The sequence below is a fragment of the Clostridioides sp. ZZV15-6388 genome, from assembly GCF_020657755.1.
Lineage (GTDB): Bacteria > Bacillota > Clostridia > Peptostreptococcales > Peptostreptococcaceae > Clostridioides.
Genome location: NZ_JAGWCU010000016.1, coordinates 48,234 through 69,601, shown reverse-complemented (window position 1 = coordinate 69,601; position 21,368 = coordinate 48,234). Strand labels below are relative to the sequence as shown.

Annotated in this window: 25 protein-coding genes; 3 read left to right on the top strand and 22 right to left on the bottom strand. The window is 28.7% G+C overall.

All coding sequences use genetic code 11. From position 1 onward, the window contains the following. Nucleotides 1–130: 130 nt before the first annotated feature. Nucleotides 131–1,219 (bottom strand): hypothetical protein, encoded by a 1,089-nt coding sequence (locus KGF48_RS11560; RefSeq protein WP_227868069.1) that lies wholly within the window; start codon nucleotides 1,217–1,219, stop codon nucleotides 131–133. Nucleotides 1,220–1,344: 125 nt separating this feature from the next. On the opposite strand from KGF48_RS11560, the gene KGF48_RS11555 reads away from it, so the two are divergent. After that, nucleotides 1,345–2,073, top strand: a complete 729-nt coding sequence (locus tag KGF48_RS11555) for an HAD family hydrolase (RefSeq protein ID WP_227827698.1) — start codon at nucleotides 1,345–1,347, stop codon at nucleotides 2,071–2,073. Nucleotides 2,074–2,356: 283 nt separating this feature from the next. On the opposite strand, the gene KGF48_RS11550 is transcribed toward KGF48_RS11555, so the two are convergent. The 4 genes from KGF48_RS11550 to KGF48_RS20680 all read right to left on the bottom strand — a co-directional run bounded on the left by KGF48_RS11550 (nucleotide 2,357) and on the right by KGF48_RS20680 (nucleotide 4,619). Next, a complete protein-coding gene (locus tag KGF48_RS11550; RefSeq protein WP_227841445.1) occupies nucleotides 2,357–2,854 on the bottom strand; it encodes a hypothetical protein in 498 nt (165 codons plus the stop codon). Between the two features lie 10 nt (nucleotides 2,855–2,864). Further along, complete coding sequence (locus KGF48_RS11545; protein ID WP_227827700.1) at nucleotides 2,865–3,305, bottom strand: hypothetical protein; 441 nt, start codon at nucleotides 3,303–3,305, stop codon at nucleotides 2,865–2,867. Next, the gene (locus tag KGF48_RS11540) at nucleotides 3,295–4,134 is read right to left on the bottom strand and encodes a DUF5685 family protein (protein ID WP_227841446.1); all 840 of its coding nucleotides are present in this window, start codon (nucleotides 4,132–4,134) and stop codon (nucleotides 3,295–3,297) included. The genes KGF48_RS11545 and KGF48_RS11540 overlap by 11 nt, the downstream gene beginning before the upstream one ends. Nucleotides 4,135–4,526: 392 nt before the next feature. Further along, a complete protein-coding gene (locus KGF48_RS20680) occupies nucleotides 4,527–4,619 on the bottom strand; it encodes a helix-turn-helix domain-containing protein (RefSeq protein WP_227840063.1) in 93 nt (30 codons plus the stop codon). Between the two features lie 113 nt (nucleotides 4,620–4,732). Here KGF48_RS20680 and KGF48_RS11530 point away from each other — a divergent pair, with 113 nt between their 5' ends. After that, nucleotides 4,733–4,843 (top strand): helix-turn-helix domain-containing protein, encoded by a 111-nt coding sequence (locus tag KGF48_RS11530; protein WP_413894803.1) that lies wholly within the window; start codon nucleotides 4,733–4,735, stop codon nucleotides 4,841–4,843. A gap of 53 nt (nucleotides 4,844–4,896) precedes the next feature. Here KGF48_RS11530 and KGF48_RS11525 read toward each other — a convergent pair whose 3' ends face one another. Genes KGF48_RS11525 through KGF48_RS11515 form a run of 3 tightly spaced genes read right to left on the bottom strand, consistent with a single transcriptional unit; the run spans nucleotide 4,897 to nucleotide 5,917 of the window. Next, the gene (locus tag KGF48_RS11525) at nucleotides 4,897–5,112 is read right to left on the bottom strand and encodes a hypothetical protein (protein ID WP_227868068.1); all 216 of its coding nucleotides are present in this window, start codon (nucleotides 5,110–5,112) and stop codon (nucleotides 4,897–4,899) included. A 17-nt stretch (nucleotides 5,113–5,129) separates the two neighbouring features. Beyond that, nucleotides 5,130–5,279, bottom strand: coding sequence for a helix-turn-helix domain-containing protein (locus tag KGF48_RS11520; protein ID WP_227827704.1), 150 nt, complete (start codon nucleotides 5,277–5,279; stop codon nucleotides 5,130–5,132). Nucleotides 5,280–5,302: 23 nt separating this feature from the next. Beyond that, the gene (locus KGF48_RS11515; protein WP_227827705.1) at nucleotides 5,303–5,917 is read right to left on the bottom strand and encodes a TetR/AcrR family transcriptional regulator; all 615 of its coding nucleotides are present in this window, start codon (nucleotides 5,915–5,917) and stop codon (nucleotides 5,303–5,305) included. A 264-nt stretch (nucleotides 5,918–6,181) separates the two neighbouring features. Here KGF48_RS11515 and KGF48_RS11510 point away from each other — a divergent pair, with 264 nt between their 5' ends. Then, complete coding sequence (locus KGF48_RS11510) at nucleotides 6,182–6,826, top strand: nitroreductase family protein (RefSeq protein ID WP_227840060.1); 645 nt, start codon at nucleotides 6,182–6,184, stop codon at nucleotides 6,824–6,826. A 367-nt stretch (nucleotides 6,827–7,193) separates the two neighbouring features. Here KGF48_RS11510 and KGF48_RS11505 read toward each other — a convergent pair whose 3' ends face one another. From KGF48_RS11505 to KGF48_RS11440, 14 genes are all read right to left on the bottom strand, one after another. After that, entirely contained in the window at nucleotides 7,194–8,579 is a 1,386-nt protein-coding gene (locus KGF48_RS11505) for a M20 family metallopeptidase (RefSeq protein WP_227868067.1), read from the bottom strand. Nucleotides 8,580–8,741: 162 nt separating this feature from the next. Continuing rightward, complete coding sequence (locus tag KGF48_RS11500) at nucleotides 8,742–9,485, bottom strand: glutamine amidotransferase (protein WP_227840058.1); 744 nt, start codon at nucleotides 9,483–9,485, stop codon at nucleotides 8,742–8,744. 19 nt (nucleotides 9,486–9,504) lie between these two features. Then, nucleotides 9,505–10,767: a M20 family metallopeptidase gene (locus KGF48_RS11495; protein WP_227861548.1), complete on the bottom strand. Its 1,263-nt coding sequence runs from the start codon at nucleotides 10,765–10,767 to the stop codon at nucleotides 9,505–9,507. 18 nt (nucleotides 10,768–10,785) lie between these two features. Further along, nucleotides 10,786–11,784 carry an ABC transporter permease gene (locus tag KGF48_RS11490; protein WP_227827710.1) on the bottom strand — a complete coding sequence of 333 codons (999 nt, stop codon included), beginning with the start codon at nucleotides 11,782–11,784 and terminating at the stop codon, nucleotides 10,786–10,788. Further along, nucleotides 11,768–13,279, bottom strand: a complete 1,512-nt coding sequence (locus KGF48_RS11485; RefSeq protein ID WP_227840056.1) for a sugar ABC transporter ATP-binding protein — start codon at nucleotides 13,277–13,279, stop codon at nucleotides 11,768–11,770. The genes KGF48_RS11490 and KGF48_RS11485 overlap by 17 nt, the downstream gene beginning before the upstream one ends. Before the next feature lie 50 nt (nucleotides 13,280–13,329). Next, on the bottom strand, nucleotides 13,330–14,286 hold the full coding sequence (locus KGF48_RS11480; protein WP_227868066.1) for a substrate-binding domain-containing protein: 957 nt from the start codon (nucleotides 14,284–14,286) through the stop codon (nucleotides 13,330–13,332). Between the two features lie 47 nt (nucleotides 14,287–14,333). Beyond that, nucleotides 14,334–15,227, bottom strand: a complete 894-nt coding sequence (rbsK, locus tag KGF48_RS11475; protein WP_227840055.1) for a ribokinase — start codon at nucleotides 15,225–15,227, stop codon at nucleotides 14,334–14,336. Between the two features lie 41 nt (nucleotides 15,228–15,268). Further along, on the bottom strand, nucleotides 15,269–16,291 hold the full coding sequence (locus tag KGF48_RS11470) for a LacI family DNA-binding transcriptional regulator (protein ID WP_227840054.1): 1,023 nt from the start codon (nucleotides 16,289–16,291) through the stop codon (nucleotides 15,269–15,271). Nucleotides 16,292–16,511: 220 nt separating this feature from the next. Continuing rightward, the gene (gene bioB / locus KGF48_RS11465) at nucleotides 16,512–17,489 is read right to left on the bottom strand and encodes a biotin synthase BioB (RefSeq protein WP_227868065.1); all 978 of its coding nucleotides are present in this window, start codon (nucleotides 17,487–17,489) and stop codon (nucleotides 16,512–16,514) included. Between the two features lie 196 nt (nucleotides 17,490–17,685). Further along, a complete protein-coding gene (locus KGF48_RS11460; RefSeq protein ID WP_227827716.1) occupies nucleotides 17,686–17,949 on the bottom strand; it encodes a hypothetical protein in 264 nt (87 codons plus the stop codon). Between the two features lie 68 nt (nucleotides 17,950–18,017). Further along, nucleotides 18,018–19,091 carry a DUF362 domain-containing protein gene (locus tag KGF48_RS11455; RefSeq protein ID WP_227840052.1) on the bottom strand — a complete coding sequence of 358 codons (1,074 nt, stop codon included), beginning with the start codon at nucleotides 19,089–19,091 and terminating at the stop codon, nucleotides 18,018–18,020. A gap of 404 nt (nucleotides 19,092–19,495) precedes the next feature. Next, nucleotides 19,496–20,254: an ABC transporter permease gene (locus tag KGF48_RS11450; RefSeq protein ID WP_227868064.1), complete on the bottom strand. Its 759-nt coding sequence runs from the start codon at nucleotides 20,252–20,254 to the stop codon at nucleotides 19,496–19,498. Then, complete coding sequence (locus KGF48_RS11445) at nucleotides 20,251–21,171, bottom strand: ATP-binding cassette domain-containing protein (protein WP_413894802.1); 921 nt, start codon at nucleotides 21,169–21,171, stop codon at nucleotides 20,251–20,253. Before KGF48_RS11445 ends, KGF48_RS11450 begins: the two co-directional genes overlap by 4 nt. Then, a complete protein-coding gene (locus KGF48_RS11440) occupies nucleotides 21,168–21,368 on the bottom strand; it encodes a PLD nuclease N-terminal domain-containing protein (protein ID WP_227840049.1) in 201 nt (66 codons plus the stop codon). The genes KGF48_RS11445 and KGF48_RS11440 overlap by 4 nt, the downstream gene beginning before the upstream one ends.

The window sequence follows — 21,368 nt, the reverse complement described above, 5'->3', positions numbered from 1 at the left end:
TGTATAAAATTTTAATAATTGACCACAATAATAAATGTATTCCTCATAATATTCCCCCAATATTATAGAAATAAATTTAAGCGAGATTAAATTCAGTTAATCTCGCTTAAATAATGTCCAAAATCATATATTATTCCAAAAAGTCATCAAAGTCTATTGAATCTGACTCTGCAAAATCGTATAAAGCATTTTGCTCAAAGAAAAATCTCTCCTCAAATTTAATGTATTTGCTATAATTAGACTGACTTATTTCATTAATGCAATTACAATCATTATCACTATAAGTCCCTATAAAAAACTTGTTTCCCATTAAGTAATATATAGCTTTCATATCATTATTTATTATATATACATTTTCTTTAACATGGTCATTATTAAAATTAAATCTAGTAAAAAATATCCCTTCATTCATATTACTTTTTAATAAGAACGGATTTTCTTCATAAAATACTTTTGCAAACTCCTCGGGTGAACTTACACTATATACACTTACAAATTCACTCTTAGAAATTTCATCAAAAACTTCAAAGTCGTACATAGGCTCTTTATCTGTTACTAGCATAGAATTAATTTTAAAGCCAGTCTCATTACATTTACTTATACAAAAGGCTATTTTACATGTATAATACCCATCATTATCTTCATATAAAGCCTCGCTAATATACCTACCTTGTCCTTTATTGCTTACTGTATTTTTAAGCAAAGTACCATTGATATTTGTAATATGCATATTTGCAATCTCGTCACTTCCAGAAAAGTATCTTAAACTTTCTCTGTCCCATGCTATAAACCTCATAGTCATATAGTTTATGAATTCAACTTCCTCATCAACTCTTTTACATATTTTATTATATAATTTTTCTATAGTTAAATCTGTTTTATAATTTTTTATAATGTCAATGTATTCACATTTATCTCCTGGTAATATCTTGTTATAACAAATATTCTTATTTCCAAAATAAGATACTAAAAACAGAGATTCCTCCTCTGTTAATCCAATTCTATCTGAGCCAAATCCACCCATTAATCTTTCTTCTTCTCTATAAGCTTCTTCTTGTGTTGGATTTTTCAAACTCACATAATCCGCCAAACCTAACCCTTCTGCATCCAATAAAAAATATTGACAAAAGTGATTTTTTTTATTGTCTATCCAATTTATTATAAGACCCAAGCTCCCCATAAGTCTAGAATTTGTAACCTTTGCAAAATTAAAATTCATACAATCACGTCCTTTAAAATTTAAAATCTTTATTTTTTAATATATAAATTATTATACATATATTTTAACAACTTAGGTACAATTTATAATATAATATAAGGAAATGATTAATTGAGGTGGTTTTTATGAAAAATATAGCAGCTTTTTTTGATATAGATGGTACTCTTTATAGGGACTCTCTTATGGTTGAACATTTTAAGAAATTAATTAAATATGATATAATTGACCAAAAAAATTGGTATAAACACGCTAGAGATACGTTTATGGATTGGGATAAAAGGCAAGGCAACTATGATGATTACCTATTAGAGATATGTAATCTTTATGTTGACTCCTTAAAAGGCTTAGATAAAACTTGCATTAATTTTACAAGTGACCAGGTAATTAAATTAAAGGCAGATAGAGTTTATAAATATACACGTTCAAGAATAGATTGGCATTTAAATCAGGGTCATATAGTTATCTTTATATCTGGTAGTCCTGGATTTTTAGTTGAAAAAATGGCTCAGAAGTACAATGTAACTGACTTCTTAGGAAGTGATTATGTGTTTGAAGATAATATATTTACAGGAACAGTCATACCAATGTGGGATTCTATAAGTAAAAATAACGCTATAAATGACTTTGTTGTAAAATATGATTTAGACCTATCAAATTCGTACGCTTATGGAGATACTAATGGCGATATAAATATGCTAAAAAGAGTTGGAAATCCAATCGCAATAAATCCTACAAAAGAACTTTTGGCTCAAATATCACTTAACAAGGAAATTTCTAAAAATGTTGAAATAATAGTAGAAAGAAAAGACATTATATATTCTTTATCTACAGATGTGAATATAGTGGATATTTAATTTATATTAGTTATTTTAAAGACTTATATAACAAAAGTCTTATTATAATAAAGGATGTCATCATTAGAATGATATCCTTTATTTTTATTTTAAATAAAAAAATTGCTATTATCAAAATTTTTAAATACTAGATGAGAACACAAAAAGACTCTGACATAAAAATCAAAGCCTTTTTTATTAAACAAACTCATACATATGTTAATTCTATTTTTATATTTCAATGTACCTTCACAAATGTATTACTCATATACAAATTAAAATCATTCTAAAGTAAAACATTAGGTCAGTTGTTATTTTTAAATAACATCTTTCTTAGTCTATTATTGTAATAATCTATAAAGGAACTATATACATAATCGTATATTATAAAGGCTACCTCAAATGAGGCTACTATAATAATATTTATTGGAATATAAACTATTGCCCTTAATATAAAATACAATATAACTATCATTATGTTTGCAAATACTAATTTCATAAGATACTCAATATATATTGACCTATCTTTTTCTATAAAATATTTAACAATACCATATATCCCAAAAGTAAGGGAATATACAATCCATTGAGATTTACTTGCCATTACTATAAATCCTAATACTACAGAACCTATATAAAAAGCAATGCCACTTTTAAATCCCCATTCCATTATTACAATTGATACTAAAAGTGATGCTAACCCCATGATAAACAATGTATTTACAGGAATAATATTTGTAAGAGTTAACAGTATTACATTTAATGCTAATAAAACTCCTCCATAAGCAACTTTTATACTCATATTTATCATCCTAACAACAAGATATTAAATCTCCACCAAAACATTCACAACATGAATCTAGACACCAAAGTTTAGCGCAGTTTTCACAACAATCATCACCTAAACAACAGCAGTCATCACAACAACAGCAACAACATCCATCTAAATCATTACGTCTTCTTCTATTATAATTATCAGCTCTATTGTTATATTCATTTCTATATTGTGTATAACTTCTAAGTGCATCATTGTATTCCTGATTTTCAGGCTCCATGAATTTTGCTCTCTTTAAGAAGTCTTCTCCTTCTTCATAATATCCAATATTCATCGCAGAAAAACCAGTTAGATAATACCACTCTGCACATTTGTCAGTTAATGTTTTTAAAAAATCATAGGCTTTTTTAAATTCACTATTTTCCATAAAAGCTCTTGCTCTCATAAAATTTTCATTATTATAAGTATTACTGTACATTATTTCCACCTCTACTTTCTAATATATTCATGTATCTTAAATAAACCCCAGAATAAATTATATTTTCTATTATTCCAACGTTTTTATTTAGATTTAAATTATCAATTCCCCTAGCTAAAAAACCTAATGATGTTACAATTATTTTTTTAACTTTTTCTTTTAACTCATCATTTTTATCTATATATTCTATAAAAGGATTATATCTTCCTTTCTTAAAATCTTCGTCTAAATCTTCGTATGCATCTAATAAATATATATATTTACCTATATTAAAACCTATCATTCTTAGATTTCTCTCATTTTCATCTTTTTTATACGCAAATACTTCTCCCATTATATTTCCAAAGACATTAGACACTTCATCTATATTTATATTTTTGTCCTTTTCCAACTTATTTAATTCATTTAATTGTTGCTTTATATACTCAGCTTTTTCAGGATATTTCTCATAGGCTAAGTTTAATTTGTTTTTATATATATAATATGCTAATTTATCTTTTATGCGTTTATCATCAATTAAATTATCTTCCAATTTATAATACGTTAAAAGAACATTCATACTTGCTGCATATTCTGTAATATCATTTATGATTATCTTTTTCTTCTTAAATGGACTAACTACACACACTTCTTCTGTATTTGTAGACTCTGGCTTATATACTGCTGTTAATAAAACAATTAAAAAGGTTATATCATAATTCAGAGAAAATCTAGAAATTTCTCCATGATTTCTTTTTAAATATTTACATAGCCCACAATAATAAGCTTTGTAATGGTCATATTCTCTAAATGTTAAATCCATTTTGTTTATTTTAACATATCCAAACATAAATACTCCTTTTTGTACTACTTTTTATATAAATTATAATTTGTATTGTAACAATCTATATCTATAAATATCACATTTAACTCTTTTATATTCTCAATACTTCTTTGTGGTTTATAAAAAGTATTGTGACTTACATAAATGTATACTTAATTGACTCTATTGTTTTATTAGTGAAAAAATGAGTGTATGCCATCAAACATGAACTCATTCTTTTTCTATTTTTTGTTAATTATTATTATATCATTAATAAAATTATAATTCATTGTTTAGAACTATTTTTCTGATGGTTTTAATATATCTTTTTCACTAAAATATCTTGTTAACTCTAAGGCATCAACTTCGAGTGCTTTTGTCAATTTAAGTATCAGTGTTGCTGTTGGACTATGATAAAATCATTCTCTCTCTAATTTTGATATATAACTTTGACTTATATTAGTTATTTTACTAAGTTGATTTTGGGTTATTTTTTTATTTGTATGAAATATTTTTAATATGTTTTCTATTTTTAATTGCTACCAATATTTTACACTTACACTTACACTTACACTTACACTTACTATATTAATTATATGCAACAATGGTTGTCAATAATTAAATTGTGTACAATACATATCTTGTGATATCTATTAAATTTGATTCATTAGAAAAAATTTGCATGACTCTCAAGTGTTCTCCTAATGAGTTATTAGGTTGGAAGCAAGATAAATAAAAATATTAATTCTAAAGGGTTTATTTATAACTATCAGAAGGCTACTTTAGTAGTTATTTTAGAGGTTTACATATGGATAGATATACATTTGATAATTTACCTATCATGGAGCATATAAAAGATATTACTAAGAATGTTATGTTAGGTAGTGATTTAGTTACAACCTCATCTATTGTTATATCTGAATCTTTATTTTTCGATAAGCTCTCATTTATTACTTTTAATTCTGTTTTTAAAAGTTCCACTTTTACCATTTGCTCTTCTTCCATAAGATAACTCTATATATCTAACTATCATAGATTGATACGCCTAAAATATTATCAATCGCAACCAAAGTCGGTAGGCTAACACTAGAATTGCCAGTCTCAAAATTCGACATGTGTTGAGGCGTAATTTTTATCATTTCTGAAACAGTGTCTTGTGTGAACCTTTTCAAAATAATATCTATTAAAATTGTTTTTATGAATCTTTACGAATACCTACTGCCCTTAATGGACCGAGTAACGACATTCTAGCAAGTATCAGTGCCATTTCATCAGGAGATTCTTTCATGTTTTTTTCAAGCCAATACTGAATTACACCTAAGTCCGCTGAAAGTATATATTGTATAAAATATTCTTCTGAAATTACTGCTTCATCTATGTTAAAATTTTTTAACTTTTGTTTCTCAAACAAATTGATTTCAATAAATCTTTTTATTTTTCTTTCAAAAGTAGGGTCACCTTTGGGACCTAAAATAGATTTAATAATTACCGAATTTTTTCTAAAATATTCAAAAAGCTTTACCATAAATGGAAGGGGTTCATTTGAGGCATCTATATTCATCATGTTGACTGAATCAAGGTGCTTAGTCTCTTCTTCAATTTCTTGTATTATTTCATTTTCAATCTTCTCTAACAAGTCATACTTATCAACATAATGCAGATAGAAGGTTCCTCTATTTATATCCGCCCTTTGAGTTAAGTCAGTAACTGATATATTGTTAAATCCTTTCTCGTCTATTAACTCTGCTAATGCAGACCTAATCATTTTTTTAGTACGTATTGTTCTTCTATCAATAGATACTTTTTTCATGAATTATTCCCTCATTCTATATAAATTTTTTTAATTTTAATTAACAATTTTATAGTAAATGTTTATTACTTAACAATTTAAATATTATTGTTCATTGCATAAATCAATATAAATATTATAATATACATATAGGTTATTAATCAACAACGTGTTCATAAAAAATAGCGAATTAATTTGAAGTAAATGTTTAATATGACCGAAAATTTCGCCTTTATATGGATGCATTATAGGATATCTTAAGAATAGTATTAATGGAGGATAAAAATGAACAATTTAGATAAAAACAATGTTAATGAAGTTTTGGATATGCTGTTAAGAACTCGAAGATCCATAAGAAGTTTTACAAAAGAAATACCTTCAAAAGAACTAGTTGAAAAAATAATTGAAACTGGAAGACTTGCACCTTATGCAATACTTGCAGTAGCAAAACAAACAGATTTTAGACATTTTTTTGTTATCTCAAATAACAGTTTACAAATGGATAAAATAAAAACTATTCTTGTTGATGTTATTAAAACTCAAATATCAACCCATGAGAAGGAGGCGGAGAACGACATCACTCTACAATCCTTCATTACTTCCTTAAAGATGCAAGTTAAAAAAGGGGTTCTTGGTGTAGGGACAGCACCTTATCTTATTATTGTGGCAGAACGTCGTGGAATACCAGCCATAGAACAAAAGTCATTATCTCATGTTATGCAGAATATGTGGCTTAAAGCAACTGCTTTAGGATTAGGTTTTGAACTTGTTAGTATAATAGGAAGATTAAGTAATAATAAAGATTTTTGCGATATTTTAGGAATACCAACAGGTGAATATGGATTTGATGCCTGTACAATTGGTTTCTCTACAGCATCTGTAACTAAGGAAGGCAGAGCCGTTCCTCATCCATCCATAAAATGGATATAATAAATAATATTGAAAATCAAATATTTATAAACTATTCTTACATATTTTTAATAATAGGTGACATGTTGTTTCTCAGAGGAATCTATAATTTAACTGAACCTAAGATAATCAGATTAATTACAAACAAAGAATAAATATAATAAAAGGACTTATAAATTATAAGTCCTTTTATTGAGCATGAAATTAAATTCTTTTCCTTCAACTCCGATAAATAATTTTCCTGTATTTCTTTTAAAGTATATGTATATCCATCATAATCAATTATTTTTACTTCTGTTTGTGTCTTAGAATTTAATTATTCCTGTGGCTCGCAATATATATTTATACTATTTCATACAATTCAATCTTACTTACATTAAATTAGTTTTTAAATGATTGGAGTATATTCAAAACTGCCTAAAGTATCTTTTAATTCCTTTTTTGCTTTATTTACAATAGATTCATCAAGCATTACATCATTTATTGAACATGCTATAGATTTAGATGCTAACAACATCGCTTTAAATCCCATGTCAGAACCTGCACTAGCACAAGATTGCCATGTATGAGCAGAAATACCAATAGGCCAAACTGAACAAGAACATTGTGCTGTGGGAGTTATGTAACTAACATCTCCAATATCTAATGACAGTGATATACAGTTATTATGAGTAAAGGTATCATCTGTAACTTCATCATGTAGATTCATCTTAGTAATCTCCTTGTTTCCACTCAATACACTAGAAACACTAATTCTTTTGTCTATAGACACTGTTTCAGCTAATTTTTTTGCAAAATAGTAGTCATCTTCATCATACTTTTGCACTCCTATCAATTTCATGTTTTGTGATAAAACATCTGTTAATATTGTATTTGGAATATAGTCATATACTCCACTTATAATATTATATTCCATACTAGTACCAGTCATCAATGCTGCTCCTTTTGCTATATCAACAATTCTGTCAAATACATCTCTTACATGCTCCATTTTAACTCCTCTTATGTAATACCATACTTCTGCATAGTCTGGAACTATGTTTGGCATTTTTCCACCATTAGTAGTTACATAATGAACTCTACAGCTATCAAATATATGCTCTCTTAAATAGTTACAACCTATGTTCATAAGTTCCACTGCATCAAGTGCACTTCTTCCGTTATAAGGAGCTTGTGCTGCATGAGCGCTAATCCCATTATATCTAAATTTTACAGAATAATTAGCAAGTGTTGGAATTCTTATTGGAGTGTTTATATCAAATGGATGCCAACTAAATGTACAATCGATTCCATTAAAGAAGCCTTTTTTTATCATTAATACTTTTCCTGACAAATCTTCTTCTGCTGGACATCCATAGTATTTTATAGTTCCTTTCAATTTTTTTAGTTTGATTAATTCCTTTATTGCAATTGCAGCTCCTATTGAACCTGTACCAAGTAAATTATGTCCACAACCATGACCTGCACCACCATCTGAAATAGGTTCTTTTGTAATGGATACTCTTTGAGACAAACCACCTAAGGCATCATATTCTCCCAAAACTGCTATAACTGGTTTACCTTCTCCATAGCTAGCTACAAATGCTGTATCCATATCCTCTAATTCATCTACACTAAAATCATGTTTTTTTAAATATTCTTTTTGTAAGTTTGAAGCATAATATTCTTTATATTGAAGTTCTGGATTTTTCCATATTTTATCTGATATATCTCTTAACTCTTCCTGTATCTCATCTATATATTCAACTAAAAACTTTTTATTTAAATCACTCATATTAATCGTATAAACCTCCTTATTTCTAATAACTTATCAATTACTAACCAAAATAACTGATTTAAAAATATTTTCTATTGTACAGCTACTTTATACAATAAAACCTCTTGACTTGTAAGTTTCATTTTATCAAGTAAGAGGTCTTTTAAATTTATAAAATTTTTAGCATGTTAACCAATCAAGCATATTAACCCATAATTTATTATAATATTTCCAATCAGTAAATTCTCTTGGACCCCAATGAGGTGCACAATCAGAACTAAAGATAGCAGATTTTCCTTTTCCAAATTCACCAATAGCTACAAATGGGTCTCCTCCAATAGTCGCTAGTACAGGACAATTATCTTTAGCTATTGTCTTATTATATCCTAAGAACTGTGGCCATTCCTTTGGTATATCTTTTAAAACTGGATGTTCAGAATCAACAACAACTGGAGTTATTCCTGCTGGTTTTTCAACTCTATCATCTTTATCTATCATTGTTATTGGCAATACATCTTTGATAGCAGTTTCTCCAAATCTAGCTTTTGCATCTATACCTGTAAATGACATATATCCACCTACCATGATTAATGCTCCACCACTATTTACATACTCTTTGATTAATTCAAGTCTATCCGGATTACTATTACAATCTATAAATGTACTATTAGATAATAAGAATGTATTAGAACCTATATCAGATAATATTATACAATCATACTCATTTAACTCTTCCAATTTGTGTGGGAAGCTGTCTGCTGCTACATGTGCAGGCATATGAACTACTTCATATCCTCCAGACTCCACTGCTTCTTTTAACCATTTTACTGCTTCTTCATAATGTGTTGTAACAAATGTGTCAAATCCCTTTATATGAGTTATATTTTTTACCCATGATTCCCCTACTATTAATACTTTTTTCATCTATATATTCCTCCTACTTTTATAAGTTTAATATTAGACTGGCATACATAAGTATACTGTCTAAATACTCTTGAATTTCAACATACTCATCTATCGCATGACATTGTTCTATTGAACCTGGACCTAATATTAATGTTGGAATTTTAGCTAAGTTTTTCATCAGTCTCGCATCATTTCCAGCCGTTGACCCTTTTATATTTAACTTTCTTTCTAAGGTTTCTTCTAATATCTTTTGAGTATTAACTATAAATTCAGATTGCTTGTCCATCTCAAAACCTAATCCTGATTGATATATGTTTATCTCTGGTTTATTATCTTTAAGCCATAAATCTCCATCAGCTCTTGTCATTATAACCTTAGTTATATCGTCTACAACTTGCTCATAACTCATTGTATTTGGCAAGAAATGTACACATAAATTAAATACACACTTATCTGGTACAGTAGAGCCTGCTGTTCCACCATTTATTACACCTAAATTTATTGTAGGTGGAGGTAATAAAGCATGCTTATATTTCATAAGCCAATTATGTTCTAACTCTTTTATATCTTGAAGTAATAACATCGCTTTTTCTATAGCGTTTACACCTTCCCACTTGCTTCCACAGTGGAGAGATACACCTTTAACTTCAACCTCAAAGAATACAAATCCCATATGTGCAATTATTATGTCCTTTTCTGATGGTTCACAAATTACACAATAGTCTCCATCAATGCCATTCATAACTGCATTTATAGTTCCATTTCCTCCGCCTTCTTCATCTACCACTGACATTACCTTTATATTGCCAGGTATATTTAAGCCACTATCTTTTATAAGTTTTACAGCTAATATTGAGGCTATTAGACCAGATTTCATATCTGCAGTTCCAAGTCCATAAAGCTTCCCTTTATCTTCTGTAGCACAATATGGATTATATCTCCACTTTTTTATATCACCAGGTGGCATAGTATCTACATGACCATTAAAAACTATTGTCTTACCAGGCAAATTATCACTGTACTTACATATTAAATTATATCTATCATCATAATTGTGACCTAGATTACCTTCTTTATATATGTCTTTTGCCTTTTTAATTAAATCTTCGCTCATTTCTTGTCTATTTACACTAAACCCTATGGAATTTGCAAGTTTTTCAATATATTCTTGACCTTCCTTTTCAAATCCACCTAGTATTCCATGACCTACATCTTCGGTTTTGATACTTACAAGCTCTTTTAAATAATCTATATATTCTTGTTTGTTACTATTTAATGTATCTAAGAGAATTTTTTTCATATTTCCTCCCAAGATTTATTATTTTGCTTTAGCTGACTTTTTTAATTTTATGTTATTTATCCATATAGCAAATAACATTACCAAACCTTTTATAATCATCTGATTATATGAAGATACACTCAATAGGTTTAATCCATTTCCCAATATTCCTATTATTCCAACACCTATACATGTACCTACTATAGAACCAGAACCACCCATCATATTAGTACCTCCAAGCACAACCGCTGCTATAGCATCCAATTCTGCTCCATCTCCAACAGTTGGTGAACCTGATGCTAAACGTGAAGATAATATTATTCCAGCTAATGCTGTTAATAATCCAGCTAATGCATACACTTTAACTATAACTTTATTTACCTTTACTCCACATAGTCTAGCTGCTTCTTCATTCCCACCTACAGCATGTACATGGCGTCCAAAATCAGTTCTTTTTAAGAGAAAATGTCCTGCTATTACAACTATAATCATAATTATAACTGGTATTGGTATTGGTCCAACATATCCTCTACCCAGCATCTTAAATGCATCTGTGTTTACTGATATAGGTCTCCCTCCTGTAAACACAAAACTTGCTCCACTTATTATCGTCAACATAGCTAAAGTTACGATAAATGGTGGTAGTTTTTGTGTTGAAATAATTGCACCTTTTATGACACCTAGTATTGTTCCAATTGCTAATGCAAGTAACATGCCTACCCATATGGGTGCATTATAATTTACTACTGTTGTAGCCCAGAATGTACCTACTAAAGCAATTACTGCTCCTACACTTAAGTCTATTCCTCCTGTAATTATTACAAAAGTCATCCCTACTGCAAGAATTGCATTTATTGATATTTGTCTTCCAACATTAATTAAATTATCTAAAGTTAAAAAATTAGATGAAGCTACACTCATTATTATAAAAATTATTACAAGTCCTATAGCTGCACTCCCCTGGTCTTTAAATACACTTGTTAATTTTGATAATAATGGAGATGAAGTATTCTCTTTATGCTTAGTTATTGAACTCATTAATTTTACCTCCAAAAGCCAATTTTAATACATTATTTTCAACCATTTCTTCACCTTCTAAAAAGCCACTTATATGACCCTCTCTCATAACCATTATTCTGTCACTCATTGATATCAATTCTGGTATCTCTGAAGATATCATTATGATACTTACACCATCCTCTACCAAGTCACCCATTAGATTGTATATCTCTGCTTTAGCATTTACATCTATACCTCTAGTTGGTTCATCCATAATTAATATGTCTGGTTGTAATAAAAGCCATCTGGCTATTATAGCTTTTTGTTGGTTACCACCACTTAAACTCTGTATAACCTGATTCATATGTGGAGTCTTTATTTTTAAAGCTTCTATGTATTTTTCTAAAACTTCTTTTTCTTTTTTTCTGTCTATAACTGATTTAAATTTAGATACTTTCTTTAATCCCGCCATAGTTGTATTTTCTTTGACACTCATCTGTAAAAATAATCCAGTACCTTTTCTATCTTCTGTTATCAACCCTAAACCATTTTCAATTGCATCTGATGGTGTTTTGAATTTAATTTCTTTATTATTTAAATATATTTTCCCAGAGTTATATGTTCTAAGTCCAAATATAGCTTCTACGATTTCACTTCTCTTGCTTCCAACTAGTCCACCTATTCCTAAAATTTCGCCTTTTCTTATGTTAAAACTGACATTATTAAAAACATTGTTTTTAGTTAGATTTTCTACCCTCATAATTTCTTCTTTGATTTCTACTTTTCTTTTAGGGAAAAATTGGTCTAATTTTCTATCTATCATTAAATTAACTAATTCTTCCTCAGATGATACTTCTTTGGTATTCAAAGTCGAAATCGTTTTCCCATCTCGCATTATAGTTATTCTGTCACAAATCTCAAAAAGCTCTTCCATTCTATGAGAAATATATATTATACTAACTCCACTACTCTTTAAATCATTTATAAGTCTAAAAAGTATCTCAGTTTCTTTTTTACTTATTGAAGATGTCGGCTCATCCATTATTAAGACCTTAGTTTCTGATGATAAAACTCTTGCGATTTCAACCATTTGCTTTTGAGCTATACTAAGTTCTTTGACTAAGCTACTTGGATTTATATCTATTCCCATATTGTCAAAAATCTTTTTAGATTCTTCATTCATTTTTTTATCATTAGTTAAGACCTTGCCACTTATTTCTTTTCCCATAAAAATATTTTGTGCTACTGTCAATTCATCAAATACTGTTAATTCTTGATATATGGCATTTATACCTATTTTTTTAGAAATATCCGGTGATATATTTTCTATTTCTTTTCCCTCAAAAATAAATTTACCAGAAGTCTTTGCATGTGCACCAGTTAAAATCTTTATCATTGTTGATTTACCAGCACCATTTTCACCCAGTAGTGCATGAATTTCGCCATGAAATAACTCAAAATTAACATTATCTAACGCCCTAACTCCAGGAAATTCCTTAGCAATATTACTTAACTTTAGAATTATATTACTCATAATGACACTCCTTTTTAGATAGGATTTCTTTTAAATAATCTTATTTTTTATTAATTCTTAAAGTCTTTTATATTTTCTTTATCATAAAGTAAAGCTGGTACTGGTATATTTTTCTCTACCTTTTCACCTTTTATAGCCTTTACTACTGCTTCTACTGCCAAACGTCCCATTTCTTTAGGTTGTTGCTGAATCATATCAAGAACAGTTCCATCTGTTATTCCAGTTGCTGCTTCATCAGTTAAATCAAATCCTACAATCTTAACATCCTTATTTTTTGCAGATTCAAGTGCAGCTTTAGCTCCTAATACACTATTTTCAGCTGTTGCATATATTATGTCTACATTTGGATTAGATTGAACTAAGTTTTCTACAGTATTAAGAGATTCTTCTCTATCATATCCTGGTTGTGAGTTTAATATTTTAACATTAGCTGAACCTTTTAATGCTTCTTTAAATCCATCTATTCTTTGCATTTGTATTTGAGATTTTAAATCTGTTACTATTGCAATTTCTGATTTCCCACCTAAGTTTTCATCTATGTACTTTTTAGTGTATTCGCCTAATTTTTTACCAGCATCATAACTAACTGTTCCAACATAACTTGTAATATTTTCAGTATTTAATACAGCATCTACTGTAACTACAGGCATTTTTTCAAATGCTCCTTCTACAGCTGGTACTATAGCTGAGTTGTCTGTTCCAAGTACTATCATTCCATCTACATCTTGTTGTATAAAATCTTCTATAGCTGATGTTTGCTTAGCTACATCTTGGTCTGGGTCATTTACTATGACTTTTACACCTAGTTCTTTAGCTTTTTCTTTTATCCCTTCGTCAATGTCTATAAAAAATTGATGTTGAAGAGTTATTGTAGATACTCCTATAGTTAAATCTTTCTTAGCTGAACTATCCTTCTTTTCTGATTTACTTGGTCCATCCATTGAACATCCTGTTAACATTCCTACTGCTAGTGTTGCAACAATTCCTAAAGATAAAATTTTTCTCATAATTACCCTCCATTTTTAATAGTTTTAGATTTGAACAATTTTAATTTTTATTTATTAATATCTAAATATTTTTCAACATCTTCCCTATAAGGCATTCCAGATTGAGCACCTAATTTTGTTACAGAGAGTCCTGACACTACTACAGCATACCCTACCGCTGTATATAAGTCTTTGCCTTCTGTTATAGCTACTGACAATGCTCCATTAAAAGTATCTCCTGCCCCTGTAGTATCTTGAACATCAACATTTATACAAGACACATGTTTTACTTCTTTGCCATCATAAAATCTAGCTCCATTTTTTCCTTCTGTTATTACAAGTTTATTTGGATGTTTTTTTAATACTTCTTCTATACTTTCCTCTGTGTCAAAAACTATCTTATATTCATGTTCATTTGGTGTTAAATAAGTTACTTTTTCTATTATATCTTCATCTAATCTTATTGCTGGTGCTGGATTTAATAAAACCTTTATCTTATTTTCAAAACAGAAATTTACTACATAATTTATTGTTTCTATTGGAATCTCTAACTGTAGTAATACTATATCTGCATTCTTTATCTCTTCTTCATTCTTTTTAATTAAATTTATATCTACTAGCTCATTTGTTCCTGGCACAACAACAATACTATTATCATTTTCACATAGTGTTATGACAGCAACACCAGAACTTTTTTGATTATTTCTAGCTATCAAATTATAATCAATTTTATTCTCTTTAAAATTTCGTATCAATTCTTCGCCTAAGCTATCTTCCCCTATACAAGATATCATTTTTACATTTGCACCTAACTTAGATGCTGAAACTGCTTGGTTAGCACCTTTTCCCCCAGGTGATGTAAAAAAACTATTACCTAGTATTGTTTCTCCTTTTTCAGGTCTTTTATCTACAGAACATACCATGTCCATATTTACACTTCCTATGACAACTATGTTTCCCATTACATTACTCCTTTACATATCTATTTATGCCTTTCTTGCTGTTAATTACTTTCTTTCGTTGAAGCTCTTACCACTAGTTCTGGTTTGAAAATTAATTCATCAAAGGATTCTTTCTTATCTCCTCTTAGACAATTTATTAATATTTCACTGGCTTTATATCCTATATCATAAGATGGTTGTCGTACTGTTGTAAGTGGAGGACTTATTAAACTAGAAGTTTGAATATCATCAAATCCCACAACACTTACATCGTTTGGTATATTTAATCCTCTTTCTTGAAGACCTCTGATAACACCTATTGCAATCAAATCATTTGCACAAAATATCGCATTAAAATCTATCTCTTCTAAAGTTTTTATAAATTCTTGCCCCCATTCAATCTTATATTTTCCTTCAAATACATAATTAGAATTGTAATCTAAATTATACTCAGTTAAAGCTTTTTTATATCCTTCTAATCTATCTATTGCTATTTCATTTTGAAGTGGACCACTTAAATATATTATTTTCTTATGTCCAATATCCAATAAATGTTTTGTAGCTATATATGCACCCTCAAAGTTATTTATTTTGACTATCCCTTTTAAGGTTTCTTTATTCATACTTATTTTCTTATCAATTAATACTGTTGGTATTTTTATATCTTTGTAATTTGCCTCTTTCCAGTTTGTATTTGACGATGCTGCAAAGATAATTCCATCTATCATTCTTTCTGATAATGTTCTTATCCCTTCATATTCCTTTTTGGCATCTTCATCTGTATTACATAAAATTATATTATAGCCTTCCTCATTAGCTTTATCTTCAACACCTCTTGATACGTCTGTGAAAAATGGATTTCGTATATCTGGTATAAGAAGTCCTATTGTATTTGTTCTTTTAGTCACTAAACTTTGTGCCAATTTATTTGGAACATAATTTTTTTCCTTCATTATTTTTAAAATCTTTTCTCTTGTTGCTTGACTTATATTTTCATCTTTATTGTTAATGACTTTTGACACAGTTGTTTTGGAAACACCAGCCAATTCGCCAATCTCTTTTATAGTTATACTCAAGAAGTTCACCCCCACAATTTAGGAAACCGTTTTACTTAACCGGTTACCTAGATACTATCACATCTTTTTTCGCTTTGCAACTACTTTATACAAATTTTGATATTTTTCTTATTTTTCAAAATATTTTCAACTATTAATTTAAATTTAGCATATTAGCCGATTTCCAAAAAAAAATTAATATACTTTTTTAATTCTTAAAAAGTATATTAATTAATTTAAGCAATTTCTATTAAATTTTAAAGCCTTGTTCTTCAATCATTTTTTTATCATTTTCAATACCATTTCCTACAGTTGTTAAATAATCACCGACAATTGCAGAATTTACGCCCCCATTAAATCCTACCTTATCATATCCTTTTAAGGACAATCTTCCACCAGCATATCTTATATATATATTAGGAATTATAAATCTAAATACTGCTGTTGTTTTCAATATTTCCATTGGTTCTAATACATCATAATTTTCCATTGGAGTATTCTCAATTGGATTTAAAATATTTATTGGAAATGACTTCACATTTAACTCTTTTATTTCAAATGCCATCTTCAGTCTTTGTTCTTTGCTCTCATTCATTCCAATTATTCCACCAACACATACATCTAGACCTGCTCTTTTAGCTTCTTTGATGGTTTTTATTCTTTCTTCATATGTATGTGTTGTACATATGCTTTTAAAATTATCCTTAGATGTCTCAACATTATGATGATATGTAGATACTCCTACTTCTTTTAATTTTTCAGCTTGATTATAATCTATAATCCCCAAAGATGCACACAATTTTAGACTGGTATTCTCTCTTAAACCTTCATAAATATGTAAAATATTATTAAACTCATCCCCTGTCATTCCTTTCCCACTTGTAACTAAAGAAAATCTATGGACTCCTTTGCTTTCCATTTCTTTAGCCCTATTTAGAATCACGTCATAATTGAGTAATGAATATTCATCAATACCAGTTTTATAATGAGATGACTGAGCACAAAACTTACAATCTTCACTGCATTTTCCAGATTTTGCATTTACTATTGTACATAAATCTGCCTTGTTACCCATAAAAAATTCTCTTATTTCATTTGCTGATTCTAATAAAATATCAAAATCATGTTTATTATTTGTATCAATATTTATTAAACTAAAAGCTTCTTTATAACTTATTTCTTTTCCATTTAAAACTTTATTTTTTAATTTGATTATGTATTCTTTCATATGTCCTCCTATTAGTCAACCTTTTTAATTTCCATAGTTTACTTATTATATATAGTATTACATATTTCCTATTTAATGGTCAACTTTATTTTAGATATAGGTTTACTATTTAAAAATAAAAAATACTGCTTTAAAATGACATTAGTATAACAAATTATATTATACATATCATTATTAAAGCAGTATTCTTAATAATTTACAAAACTATCCTTGTTTTTACTCCATCCAAGCTTTCCATTGTAATAATCTCTAAGCCTTCATACTCTCTAAAAAGCCACTTTAAATCTTTCATAGCTTGATTAACTTGACTCTTTGTTAGATTATTTATAAAATATTCTTTTCTAGTTTCTTCATATTCTTTACTTGTTAAAAAATTTCTTAGAAAATTAAATGCAAAGACACTTGGAATATTGTTTACATTTGCTTTCTTGCTATTTTCTTTTTCATAGTAAATTTTCATAAATGCATACTCCTTTGATACTTTTAAATTCCTCTTACATCATTATATGCATTTAAGTCTATCTATTCTTATAATTTTATTAATTCATATTCTTTACTTCCCATTCCCATTTCACATGCATAGTCTATTATTCTAGTTCCATTTACATGAGGATGCTCATGTTTGAACACATCATGACCCATTTCCTTACAAACCAAATCATAACATGCTTGCTCAATGGCTACAGGGTCAGTTGATGCTAGAATTCCTATATCATGTGCAATTGGTCTACCTGACCAAGGTACACAATCACAAAGGGGAGTCACATTCATAACAAAAGTTATATACCCAACCTTATCTTTTTTATTTGATACTGCTCCATAAGCGTATTCTGCCATTTTTTCAACAAATACATCTGAGTCACTTTCCCATTGTATAGTTACTGCCCTAGTTGGACAGACAGTCGGACATTCCCCACAACCATAGCATACATCAGAGTCTATTACTGCCTTCTTATCTACTATACTTATAGCTTTAGTTGGGCAAGAATTAACACATTTTCCACATCCTATACACTTCTTTTCATTTACTCCAGGAGTAACATCAGAATGTTGCATTTGTTTTCCTGCTGCACTTGCACATCCCATAGCTAAATTTTTTAATGCTCCTCCAAATCCAGCAGCTTCATGACCTTTAAAATGACTCATTACTATCATGGCAGAAGAATTATAAATTTCCCCACCTATTTTTACACTTTCAAAATGTTTTTTATCTATTTGTACATTTTCATAATTTCTACTGTACAATCCATCTGCAATTATTACTGGCGCATTTACCACTGCATATGCAAAACCATTTTCTATAGCTGTTGTAAGATGGTCTACAGAATTTGTTCTACTCCCTGTATATAATGTATTTGTATCTGTTAAAAATGGCTTGCCTTCACAATCCTTAACCTTATCAACTACCTGTCTAACTGCAACAGGACTCATATATGTAGTATTTCCCTTTTCTCCAAAGTGAAGTTTTATTGCGACTTGGTCATTTTTTGATATTAAATCTTTAAATCCAGCTTTATCAAACAATCTTCTCACATTATTTGGTACATTCTTATTTTGCGAATTTGAATATAAATCACAAAAATATACTTTTGACTTTTCCATATCTACACCCCTTTAAAATATTTACTTGAATTAATTTTATCACTTTTAAAGTAATTTTTTAGTATATTTTACCACAATTAAAGATTCTTATCTTTATTTAATAAAAACAATATTATTTTAACTCCTTACTACATTGTTTTAACTCTTTACTAGTTTAGGCTCTATATACTTATAGCATATCTTAAATAACTGATAATCACTAGATTATAATCTATCTCCTTTTTTATTTTTAAACAGTTCCTTAAGGTAATAATTTAATTATTATAAAACATAATGAGTACGACTAAAACAAAAAAAGACTTGAAACTTAAGTTCAAATCTTTTTTACTTAGATATATTCTTATACATTACTAAGTATATTTTCACACAATACAGTGCTATTTATATTTATAATAAAGATATCATTAAACTGGTTTTTTATTAAATAAAATAACAGCTGATAACAGACACACTATTGAAATAATGATTGTTACAATGATTGGAATAATAAATTCTGGAGCTGTCACTTTACCTAAAATCAAATCTATATTTTTTGATAATATAAAATTAGGCGTATAAGGTGCAACCTGTTTAGGAATAGAAATTAAACTCAAAACAATAGTTGCTACTAATACAAGTAATACACTTGCAAATGCTGGTCTAAATAGTACACATCCAAGAATTAATATAGTAATATACATAATACCAATTATCCATAAGTTAAATGCTGAAAATACAACATGATTAAGATTTGCAGTTGGCCAAAAATACATTGTATAACCATAAGTACATAAAAAGCTCAGCCAGAAACCAATGGTCATAATAATTACTGCAATAGAAAATTTAGACAATACTACAGACGAACGTGACAATCCTTTAGTCAGCATAATAACAAGAGTTCCTTTGGAATATTCGTTCGATAAAATATTACAAAAAATAATTAGAGTTAAACTCATGCCAAGACCAGAGATATTGCTAGAAAATTGTGTCCAAGAATCTAAAGCAGTTGGTGCAGCAGTAACTTTTAAAGTTGGCGCAAAATGGGCAATCAAGTCTGGCATAAATTTTGCAGAAAGAGGGCTACTTATACCTAATATTAAAAATAAAGTAATCAGACTAAATAATTTATAATTTCTTATGTTCTCTACAAATTCTTTTTTTGTAAATGCTATGTATTCTCTCACTTTACTACCTCCAAAAATAAATTTTCAAGTGACAATTCTATTAATTCCATCTTTATTGGACAAAGATTCATTTCTGCAAGTGTAGATATAACTGTTTGTTGTATTGATTTTATATCTTTACCATGGAAAATAATTTCCATATTAGTCTCTTCTGAATCTTTAAGTAAGGATTTAATACTACTACTAGACTTAAATGCTTGGATTTCATCATTACTTGAAAACTCCAATAAAAGTCTATCTTTTCCGTGCATACTTTTTATTTCTGAAAGTGTACCACTAAGAGCAATGCTTCCTTTATTTAATATGGCAACATGGTCACAAATTCTTTCAACATCAGACAGTATATGTGTTGAAAATATTACGGTTGTTGAGTCTTTGATTTTAAGCATAATATCTAATATTTCTTTTCTACCAACAGGGTCAAGTGCGCTTGTTGGTTCATCACAAATAAGTAATTTAGGGCGTGAAAGTAATGCTTGAGCTATCCCAAGACGTTGCTTCATTCCACGAGAAAATCCACCTATTCGTTTCTTTTCATTTCCAAGTCCTACAAGTGACAACAACTCTTCACTTCTTAACTTTATTTCTTGTTTTGAAAGCCCTGTGATTTCTCCACAAAGAGAAAGATATTCAAGTGGTCTCATATAGTTATAAAACTCTGGAACATCAGGTAGATAACCTACATGGCGATTAGAACTTGTTCTTCCATAGGTCACTTTCTCACCACAAACATTTATAGTTCCACTATCTGCTTCAAGTAACCCAAGCACCATTTTCATTGTTGTAGTCTTGCCTGCACCATTCTTACCTACAAATCCAAAGACTGACCCTTCTGGTACAGTAAGATTTAGATTATCTATTATCTTTCGATTACCAAAACTTTTTGATAACCCATTTATCGAAACAATATTCATCATTCATCACCTCTTCCTATAGTAAAATATAAAATTGGACCTATTATACTTATAAATAGCACTAAAAGAATCCATATTGTTTTATTACCAATTTTATAATTTGGATGTTTTATTATATGAATAAGTGCAGTAATTACAAGTATTAAATTTAAAATAATAACAGGAAGCAAAAGTGGTAGATATTCCATTAAATTTTCCAT

Coding starts and splice junctions, on each gene's coding strand:
- KGF48_RS11490 (WP_227827710.1), bottom strand. CDS start 11,784: ATGAGTTCAATAACTAAGCATAAAGAGAATACTTCATCTCCATTATTA.
- KGF48_RS11555 (WP_227827698.1), top strand. CDS start 1,345: ATGAAAAATATAGCAGCTTTTTTTGATATAGATGGTACTCTTTATAGG.
- KGF48_RS11540 (WP_227841446.1), bottom strand. CDS start 4,134: ATGTTTGGATATGTTAAAATAAACAAAATGGATTTAACATTTAGAGAA.
- KGF48_RS11510 (WP_227840060.1), top strand. CDS start 6,182: ATGAACAATTTAGATAAAAACAATGTTAATGAAGTTTTGGATATGCTG.
- KGF48_RS11505 (WP_227868067.1), bottom strand. CDS start 8,579: ATGAGTGATTTAAATAAAAAGTTTTTAGTTGAATATATAGATGAGATA.
- KGF48_RS11440 (WP_227840049.1), bottom strand. CDS start 21,368: ATGGAAAATTTAATGGAATATCTACCACTTTTGCTTCCTGTTATTATT.
- KGF48_RS11455 (WP_227840052.1), bottom strand. CDS start 19,091: ATGGAAAAGTCAAAAGTATATTTTTGTGATTTATATTCAAATTCGCAA.
- KGF48_RS11515 (WP_227827705.1), bottom strand. CDS start 5,917: ATGAAAAAAGTATCTATTGATAGAAGAACAATACGTACTAAAAAAATG.
- KGF48_RS11500 (WP_227840058.1), bottom strand. CDS start 9,485: ATGAAAAAAGTATTAATAGTAGGGGAATCATGGGTAAAAAATATAACT.
- KGF48_RS11560 (WP_227868069.1), bottom strand. CDS start 1,219: ATGAATTTTAATTTTGCAAAGGTTACAAATTCTAGACTTATGGGGAGC.
- KGF48_RS11485 (WP_227840056.1), bottom strand. CDS start 13,279: ATGAGTAATATAATTCTAAAGTTAAGTAATATTGCTAAGGAATTTCCT.
- KGF48_RS11495 (WP_227861548.1), bottom strand. CDS start 10,767: ATGAAAAAAATTCTCTTAGATACATTAAATAGTAACAAACAAGAATAT.
- KGF48_RS11460 (WP_227827716.1), bottom strand. CDS start 17,949: ATGAAAATTTACTATGAAAAAGAAAATAGCAAGAAAGCAAATGTAAAC.
- KGF48_RS11550 (WP_227841445.1), bottom strand. CDS start 2,854: ATGAGTATAAAAGTTGCTTATGGAGGAGTTTTATTAGCATTAAATGTA.
- KGF48_RS11445 (WP_413894802.1), bottom strand. CDS start 21,171: ATGATGAATATTGTTTCGATAAATGGGTTATCAAAAAGTTTTGGTAAT.
- KGF48_RS11525 (WP_227868068.1), bottom strand. CDS start 5,112: ATGGAAGAAGAGCAAATGGTAAAAGTGGAACTTTTAAAAACAGAATTA.
- bioB (WP_227868065.1), bottom strand. CDS start 17,489: ATGAAAGAATACATAATCAAATTAAAAAATAAAGTTTTAAATGGAAAA.
- KGF48_RS11480 (WP_227868066.1), bottom strand. CDS start 14,286: ATGAGAAAAATTTTATCTTTAGGAATTGTTGCAACACTAGCAGTAGGA.
- rbsK (WP_227840055.1), bottom strand. CDS start 15,227: ATGGGAAACATAGTTGTCATAGGAAGTGTAAATATGGACATGGTATGT.
- KGF48_RS11545 (WP_227827700.1), bottom strand. CDS start 3,305: ATGTACAGTAATACTTATAATAATGAAAATTTTATGAGAGCAAGAGCT.